Annotated in this window: 7 protein-coding genes; all 7 read right to left on the reverse strand. The window is 32.7% G+C overall.

Translation table 11 applies throughout. The features are described 5' to 3' along the window. Positions 1 to 8 precede the first annotated feature (8 nt). The gene (locus NBH16_RS16855) at positions 9 to 1,154 is read right to left on the reverse strand and encodes a TIGR04150 pseudo-rSAM protein (protein WP_129984298.1); all 1,146 of its coding nucleotides are present in this window, start codon (positions 1,152 to 1,154) and stop codon (positions 9 to 11) included. 8 nt (positions 1,155 to 1,162) lie between these two features. Then, positions 1,163 to 2,593 (reverse strand): radical SAM peptide maturase, encoded by a 1,431-nt coding sequence (locus NBH16_RS16860; protein WP_129984297.1) that lies wholly within the window; start codon positions 2,591 to 2,593, stop codon positions 1,163 to 1,165. A gap of 147 nt (positions 2,594 to 2,740) precedes the next feature. Continuing rightward, positions 2,741 to 2,908, reverse strand: a complete 168-nt coding sequence (locus NBH16_RS16865; RefSeq protein WP_129984296.1) for a TIGR04149 family rSAM-modified RiPP — start codon at positions 2,906 to 2,908, stop codon at positions 2,741 to 2,743. Positions 2,909 to 3,030: 122 nt separating this feature from the next. After that, the gene (locus tag NBH16_RS16870; RefSeq protein ID WP_129984295.1) at positions 3,031 to 3,984 is read right to left on the reverse strand and encodes a LuxR C-terminal-related transcriptional regulator; all 954 of its coding nucleotides are present in this window, start codon (positions 3,982 to 3,984) and stop codon (positions 3,031 to 3,033) included. A gap of 26 nt (positions 3,985 to 4,010) precedes the next feature. Further along, positions 4,011 to 5,645 carry a glycosyltransferase family 32 protein gene (locus NBH16_RS16875; protein ID WP_250788900.1) on the reverse strand — a complete coding sequence of 545 codons (1,635 nt, stop codon included), beginning with the start codon at positions 5,643 to 5,645 and terminating at the stop codon, positions 4,011 to 4,013. A 199-nt stretch (positions 5,646 to 5,844) separates the two neighbouring features. Beyond that, positions 5,845 to 6,213, reverse strand: a complete 369-nt coding sequence (locus NBH16_RS16880) for a DUF3244 domain-containing protein (RefSeq protein WP_250788901.1) — start codon at positions 6,211 to 6,213, stop codon at positions 5,845 to 5,847. A 114-nt stretch (positions 6,214 to 6,327) separates the two neighbouring features. After that, positions 6,328 to 8,052, reverse strand: a complete 1,725-nt coding sequence (locus tag NBH16_RS16885; protein WP_129984292.1) for a tetratricopeptide repeat protein — start codon at positions 8,050 to 8,052, stop codon at positions 6,328 to 6,330. Between the last annotated feature and the right edge of the window lie 462 nt (positions 8,053 to 8,514).

Below are 8,514 nucleotides of genomic sequence, written 5' to 3' on the forward strand. Positions count from 1 at the left end.
ATACTGTTTTATAATTCAAGGTTGTTTATATGGCAAAGATTTGAATAGCCAATAGCTATTTCATAATCAGAAGGAGATGGACAAAGCCATTGATAAATACAACTCTTACATGGAACTTGATTACGAATACGTAACCAAGACTTACCTTCGTTTATTTCTTTTTGTACTATTTCATAAATACTAAAGGTATATATATCTCCTAATATTGGGTGATTTACATTGGCATAAATATCTCCATTCGACATGATATGGATTTTTCCAAAATCATTTATATTAATTGCTTGCTTAAGAAATAAATCTTTCATAGACATCTGTGTGGACAAAATATTTTCCTTTGTTAGGAAAATATACTCTTTGAAAAAATTGATATTATCTTTAGTATATACAGGATTCAAATGATATTTTTCGATTTGATCTTGCTCTATAAGTTTTTCTGCATCTAGACAATCTTTTAAAGAAGTTATATTAAAAATATATTCAAACGGCAAAGATTGATTAAGCAATAGTTGTTTAGATTTGTTCCATTGTTGTATATCTACAGGAAAATGGACTAAAATCTTGTATGAGAAATTATTTTTAAAAGTTGATTCTAGAAATTTGATATTATCTAATGAACATAAAATATTTTTCAAAGATGAATAGTTGTTTAAAAAAAATAGTAATTCGTTATCTTTAGCGAAGTTCCCAATGAGGTTAAAAGTCAAATCATCTGGTACCGATTGTAAAAAGGATGTTAACTTTGTTATGTTAGTAGAATGATCAACATGGATGTTGATTTCAGATAAAGTATGTAGAATATTCTCAAGCGTTGAAAAATCATATCTTTTATTCCGTATATTAGAAAAAATGATATAAGGCAATATCTGAATTGGTTTGCCGTTTGATAAGGATACATCTATGATATCACCCATATATTTCCCTCGTATGTCCTTTATGAAATCGTTTATTTCTTTTTTTATATATTGATCTTTTTTTAATAAAGTGACACCACAGTTTTCTTCTTGAAGTATCTCATGCAATAATTTTATAACCTCAATATTGTCCGATTCTATAGTTTTTCCGTCTAGAGTGTTATACAATAAAGCATGATTTTTAACCATGTTAATGTATACATATGGCTCTATTGTAAGCCAATAATTAGTTGAATTATTCATAATCGTTATTATATCATTTTATTATCTATTATTTGAAAATAGTCACTTGGATGTTTTTCTAAGAAAGAAAAAATTTTATTTAGTCTATTTTTAAAATATTCTTTATCTTGAAAGCCCGGACAAATGAATTCATCTGTACCTAATTTGTCTAGATTGTCTAAGCATAATAAACATATTTTGCAATTCTTTGAAGCGTAACAATGTTGACATATTTTTTTTATATTACTATAGTAAAAATTGTATTCATTTATTATGTTGGAAATATGAAAAGTTATATTGTTGTTTACTTTTCCCATGGCATATTTATAGTATACTTTTTCACATGGTAATATATCATGATTTGTATTTAGAAAAATTTTTCTATCAAAAGGCAAACATGTTCCTGTTGGATACGGTATTATATTGTTGTTCAATAGGTTGATTAAATTGGAAATATAAAAATTAACAGAATAATTATTTAAAAAATTGCTTAATTCTTTATATGATGTTAATTCCTTGCGTACTATAGGTAATAAAGCTGTTTCTTCTTTCTCGAATTCTTTTTCACTCATTATTTTATTACGAAAAATCTTATTGAAAAAAGATTTCTTATTGAGGGTTATATCAGTGGTATTTAGTTGGGATATTCTTGGTATTTTATGATATCTATTGTAAATAAAGTGATAGATTCCCTTTACTGAATTTCTATTGTTTAGAACAGCATTAAAACTTATATTTTTGTCAAAGTATTTAGGGTAATATTGCTGTATCATATCAATATTTTTTATAACATCATTGAATGAATTTTTATTATTTTTAATATAAGATCTATAGCTATGCCCTTTTTTGTTTCCATCTAGGCTAATCAGTAGAATGAAATTATTATCAATTAAAAATTTGATATGTTTATGTATTAAGGAAGCATTTGTTGTTATATTAAATTCTAATTCTAGTCCTTTTTCACGGTTTAATTGCTTCGTCTCTTCTATTACTTTTTTTATAAAATCAATGTTTATTAGTGGCTCGCCGCCAAAAAAACCTATTATTAACTTAGATTTGGAAGGCTTAATATTGAAAATGTATTTTAAAAAATTTATGGCAAAATCAGTATTTATGTTTTTATGGTTTGTTTTCCCTATTTTATATAACTCCCCTAAAGAGCAATAAGAGCAATGTAAATTGCAATGATCAGTAGTCTCGAATACTATTTGGCGGACTTGGCTAATATTTTTTTTTATTATTGATTCATCAAAGGAGGTTTCAAAATCAGTATTTTCAGCTTCTTTGAATAAGCCATATTTTTCTAAATATTCATATTTTTTTAAATAGTATGGATCTACATTTGCTGATTTATCATAAGCTTTTCTCAATTCAGGATGTATCAATAAAGATAATAGACTTTGAGCACTATATAAATATGAATTACTATTTTTAGTTAAAAAAACAACTGATTCTTTCATGATGAATTAATTAGATATAACGAAGAGTATATTAATGTAATAATAACATACCTATCTTGAATAATTTGTAGTACAAAGTTTATGCTATTTGTACTAGAATCTCCAAGTTTTTACTTGGAGATTCTAAATGTTAAAAAGCTTTTTAGCTTAATAATGTTCACTCTGATTAGCGCTGTAACTCACACTAGTCTCGGAGCAGGTACTACCACAAGTACATCCTCCTTTTAAAACCTTCATTGAACGCTTATCCAATGAGTTTTCGCTAAGCTTGTTCAGCTTTAATTTTCCAAGGATTTGTTTTTTGTCTTTTTCCATGACTATTCGTTATTAGATTGTTAATACTCTGTCCTCCATGGACTAATGTTACAAATGTATAGCATCCAATGCGCAATAGCAATAGCCTGCTTGAACCTTTTTCTATTTTCTTGCGCATAAATTTACTTTTTTAGTAGTTTCTTCGTGATCCAACTTCGAATTGTACTTTCTGCGATACCGATCATGGAAGCAATTGAGCGGACGCTTTTACCTTTATCTAATAATATTTGTATCTCGCACATCAACTTTTTTCCGATTTTTTTTGGGGGGGTATGCATTTTTTCATTAGGAAAATCGATTTTTTTTTCTTTGTATGGGTACAGAAGGTTACAATGGCTAGCTCTTTCGACGGCTTCTTGCATAGAATGAACATCCAATTTAACGAATAGGGACTTGATCTGATTTTGTATAGTATGTTTACTACGGCATAAAGTTTCTGCTATCCCATTCGTATTTAAGCCTTGTTGAGCAAGAACTGATATTACTCGTTCCCGCTCGTTAAGAAAAATCATTCTATGTGTGCTCCAAGATATGGTTTCCGATTCATATTTTTCATAAGTTAGCGAGTTTTTGTAGTGTAAGTAGAAGCCTTTTTTTTTATATGCGGCACTTTCTACAGAACAGATTAAATAACCCATTTTTTCATTCTTCCAAACAGGAATCATTCTTTGGTAGACCATTTGTGTTAGTGGACCTTTGGTAAAAGAGTTTTTGCGGATCAAACGGAATGTACATGAAATATGATCTATCTCATTTCTCTTTTCATGTAATGCCTGCAAGAGTTGTGGGATAATTTCCAAAAAGTTGTTCCATAGAGATAGATCTTCAGGATGGATAATCAGAGGATATAAATCGAAGTTAAGTTTCATTGCTTCCTCGACAGAATAACCACATAGGAATAAATCATCCGGTTTGACATAGATGAAACGTTTTTTTGATATATCTAATACGTAAAAGCTACCAGTAATGGCCGCAGAAAATATTCTGCAATATTGAATCAGAATAGGCTCCTGTTTATCTGAAATTTCCGTTATGTTATTTATGTCTTGGTAGATAGAATCTTCAAAGGGTTTCATGATGACATCGATTTTTAGGTTATTTTCTATTTATGCCAACTGCCGAAAAAGTAATGTATGGCAAATGACTTCTCAATCTTACTCTCTACATTCTTAGTTGTTTCAGTGTTTATGATTCTTTTTATATCTGTATGAGTTAGAGGTGTTATTAGTTCTGCTGGAATTAATGTCACACGCTTTTGATAATTGCTGTTTTTGTATACTTGAGTGGTCATGTAGGGGCCTGTTGTATTAAGAATCAACTCGCAAAGATCAGAGTACATGTTGCTATTCTTCTCAGTACAAAATACAGCATCGATCAACTCTTTGAAATAAGGATGCTCCGGAACTGTTGCCATAAAAGCATTTCCAACAATGTAAGGTACATGGATACGGACAGCGTGAGCTTCCGGTTCCAATCCCATGGCACATTCTGTATTACATAATATAGGGGTGATATTTTCCGTACATTCATAATCCATGTCTACATATAGACCACCAAACTTATAAAGTATTAAATACCGGATTGCGTCCCAACGTTGTACATTATGTGGAAAAGCATTATAGGCCGGAATAAATTCCGGATAATAGGTTTTCAAAAATGTCTCTATATCATTTTTATTCCAAAACCGATACTCCCAATCGGGATTTAGCTCTTTCCATGATTGAGAAATCTCGACTAAAGAAGGAGGTGGTCCCGCTAAATCCTCATAGATCTGATGAATGATCTGTGGAATTTTAGGATGTATATGATTATTTCGGATTGCGGCGACAAAGTGCTCTTTTAAGTAAAAGTATTCTTTAGGCATATACAGTTCCTCGAAAGATGTATTATATTCTTTGGTTTGTGAATATAAATCGGCTTCTATGTCCGGACAGATGAAAGATGGATGAACAATATGGTCGATTTCCTCGTTTTTGATGTTGGTAAATGGATGATTTTTTATAGCATGGGGCATTTTGTCATAATATGCGATCTTTGTTATTAAATTTTTGTTTGGAATGATCGATAATCGATTATTGATAAGGTTCGTGTATGCGTATTTTACCTCCCAAAAATGTTCATTACTGTGATTTGCTATATTGAAGAGCCTGTTCCAGCGATATTGGAATGGAGCGTGAGAAGGTAAATTTGATAAGTAATCCAGTTGGTTAAAAAGATCGTACTTGTTTTCGTTAAGGCAGTGCTCTTGCCAAACTCGTCTCCAACCAGCCCATCCGGATACGTGGGTTAGGTTAGAATAATAGTAAGTTCCGTCTCCCCTGTTTTTACCGAATTGATAATTACTTCCGGATATATGTCCGATGCGTTCGTCGTTTCTGAATTTTTTTAGTAATGTCGTACAAAAACCAAAGAATGAAAGAGAGGGTACACAGTCATCTTCTAGTATGATTCCTTCGGGCTCTTGCTCGAAGAACCAAGAAATCGAATGAAAACAGTGTTTGTCGTATCCTTGATTTTTTTCCTGATATAGTTTAAATACTTGGCATTCCCAATCAATGTGGGAAACAATGGACGTTGTTTCCTTACATATTTTACACTGTGTGTCATTAGTTGATTCATCTACTGCTATATATAGTCTTCTCGGTTTCACCACTTTGATACGATCAAATACTTGCTTTATATTTGACCGATTAAAGGCTATAAGGAGAATCGCTATTTTGGGGTCGTAGATTATCATAATATGTATTAGTTCTTGATTAATGACAAACTTAGTATTTCTGTAAGGTTACACTTAGAGTTCCTAATAACATAATTCAATGCAAGCATCCAGGAAAAACGTATCATTGGGGGCACTGTACAGTGATTATCACGATAGTGATGGATCAACTATATAATACTGTTTAATCCTGAAGCTTGCATATGATAAAGAATAATACCTAATTATTTTGTATGATGAATTCTCCCATAAGCTGCCCTAGGCGATGTTCTAACACTACATAAAAACATCCTGTGCCAGCCTGATCTAAAGAGATGGATACACATTCACCTGCTTCGCCGGAGACTACTTCGTTATACAGGATACCTCCTTGCTCATTTACAACTTGGACAGTCAAATCATCTAGAGCATCGATAAAATGTATGCTCAATAGATTTCCGTCGATGGATAGGGTAGGAGGATTGGGAACAATCATACGATAGTCTTCTTTACCCCATGTTCCTTCGGTTGGAATGGTATCTCCCAATACTACTTGAGGTAAAAATATACCTAAGCAGATAATTAATAAGGTCAACAAATGCTTATTCATAATATATGGTTTGAATTTTCTGCAATTTAAAAAGTTTAATGAAAGTAAGGCGAAAAATCCAGAACAAAGTTCAGAACATATTTTTGTTCTGGGTCTGTTCTGATTTGTATAGAGTTAAAAACCAGCAATAAACGAATTAAAATCCTGAACTCTTCCAGCTTCCTTAAAGATTTTTTTATAAAGACGAGAACGGAGTGGTGAACTATTGTATCGCAATATCTCTGTCATCCTTGTAGAGCTAAGTTTCATCTTTGTCAAGTAACAAACCTGTATTTCCTTATAGGAGATCTTCGGATAGCTCTCCTTTAATCGTGCCGTAAAGTTATTGAAGGTTTGATCTAATAGTTTTTCTAATGCTCTCCATTCATCATCGGTTAGTTTTACACAGTCTTCTGTATGGATTTTTTTATAAATATCAGAGTCCTCCATTTGAGCAATCCGTAAAGATTGTCTCTTTTCATCAGCATCTATACTTTCATTATGAATTTCCAGTACTCTCTTCTCTTGCAAGAGCTGTTGACCTTCCCATCCTTCTTGTCGCTCTTTTTCCATGGCTATTAGTTGTTCTTGCAATTTCTCAATCTGTTGTCTGTTTTCTTCTTTTATCCGGAGATTGTTTTGACGTTGTTTCTCGATAGTCTGCTCCAATATCTTTTTTTGGTTTTTTATTTCTTTCTCTCTTCTTCGCCAATAAGAATAAATCCCTAAGCTTATAAAAACACATGCACAGATAATCAAAGCATACAGATAGCGTTCCTTATCTTTTTTCATTACTTTTATTTGAGACAGGTATAGTGCTTCTTGAATTTTCTGATAGTTGTAAAAATAATCCATTCTCCGGATTGACTCTGTTTCCACGATTCTATCGATAGAGTCTCTGCATGCTTCATATCTTTTATTTAAAGCGATACTCTCTATCCATGCGGATTGTTTTTCTTTTACATATGATAGATATTTCAATGCTCCCGCATGAGTTTGTATAGAAGGGCTACTTAATGCCTTTTGCAGATAATATTCCGAGGAATCGAGTTGCGCTGTCTCTAAATAATATCTGCCTAGTACCAAATAGGCAGGAAAGCGTGACTCTTCTGTTCGAAAAAGCTGTAGGGCTTGATGTATATATTTCGCGGCAGCCTTATACTCTCTCTCTTCTAAATAAATATTTGCCAATTCATTGGGTATAGTTCCGTTACCCGTAGATGGGGCATAAGGTAATGCTTCACGGTAAACCTCAATTGCTTTCGAGAGTTGTTGAGTCACGGTATATGCCCTTCCGAGGTTTCTTAAAACGTAGGCTTCTCCTATCGTATCATGAATCATTTTGAAATAATTGTTGGCTTGTTCTAGATAAGGGATCGCTTTTTCATATACATGTTGATAGATATAGAGCATCCCTATATGATTGTTAATCCGTGCTAGTAATGCGTAATCCTTCATTTGTTTTTCATCCCGTAAGGATTTCAGATAATATTCTTGTGCTTTTAAAGGACGGTTTAAGTCTTGATTGATTCTTCCTTTACAATACCAAGCTTTCGCTTTTCGTTCCAGATCGTCTGTTTCCTCATAATAATCCGTTGCGATCGTGATCAGCGAGTCGGTTTCATGCTTAACAAAAGTTTTGTCTTGCGCTTCCGTCAGCAATAAATAATAATGTGCCTTATCTTTTCGGGATAGGTTTTCTTTGTTCTCTATTTGCTCAAGGAGCATTAAGGCGCTATCCGGATGTTGGGGCATAAGGTTCTCTATTTTTCGGAAGTCTATGGTTTGATGGCCCATTCCGTCGCAAGAGATCCATATAATAGGTATTAGAATTAACAGGAAAACAATGTTTTTCTTCATCTGCGTATTATTTGTTGGCGATAAAGATAATACAAAAAGGCGAGGATATTCCGGCTGGAAAGTCCGACTTTTTTGAACGGTTTTTATTAATGTTGTAAATGCATTGAATAACAGATTGTTACGCTAGGTGTAAACTGTCTGTTTATGGCTTGTCAAATGAATAACTTACGGTTTGTCAAGTGAATAACTTACGAGTAGGGGTAGCCGTAAGCTTACGAGTTGGGAAATGATTAGTTATTCACTTGAGGAGCCTTTTGGGGGAGAAATATACTTCGATGCCACTTGAAGTATATCTTCTCCGGGCATAGGATATATACTGTATCGGCAAAGTAAGTATATCTGTGACTATGCCTAAATTTACTTCACAGATTTTACTGTTATTTTCTAAGGTACTTCACATCTTAGAGAAGCTTCTCCTGAAAAACTTCACAGGGTTGAAAGTTGTTTCCTGAACCGGTTCAC

It is taken from the genome of Parabacteroides sp. Y3-G-102 (assembly GCF_023656845.1).
In the GTDB taxonomy this organism is placed as follows: domain Bacteria; phylum Bacteroidota; class Bacteroidia; order Bacteroidales; family Tannerellaceae; genus Parabacteroides; species Parabacteroides distasonis.

What these genes read in the sequence shown, in the direction of transcription:
- NBH16_RS16860 (WP_129984297.1), bottom strand. Translation starts at nt 2,593, where the DNA reads ATGAAAGAATCAGTTGTTTTTTTAACTAAAAATAGTAATTCATATTTA.
- NBH16_RS16880 (WP_250788901.1), bottom strand. Translation starts at nt 6,213, where the DNA reads ATGAATAAGCATTTGTTGACCTTATTAATTATCTGCTTAGGTATATTT.
- NBH16_RS16865 (WP_129984296.1), bottom strand. Translation starts at nt 2,908, where the DNA reads ATGGAAAAAGACAAAAAACAAATCCTTGGAAAATTAAAGCTGAACAAG.
- NBH16_RS16875 (WP_250788900.1), bottom strand. Translation starts at nt 5,645, where the DNA reads ATGATAATCTACGACCCCAAAATAGCGATTCTCCTTATAGCCTTTAAT.
- NBH16_RS16870 (WP_129984295.1), bottom strand. Translation starts at nt 3,984, where the DNA reads ATGAAACCCTTTGAAGATTCTATCTACCAAGACATAAATAACATAACG.
- NBH16_RS16855 (WP_129984298.1), bottom strand. Translation starts at nt 1,154, where the DNA reads ATGAATAATTCAACTAATTATTGGCTTACAATAGAGCCATATGTATAC.
- NBH16_RS16885 (WP_129984292.1), bottom strand. Translation starts at nt 8,052, where the DNA reads ATGAAGAAAAACATTGTTTTCCTGTTAATTCTAATACCTATTATATGG.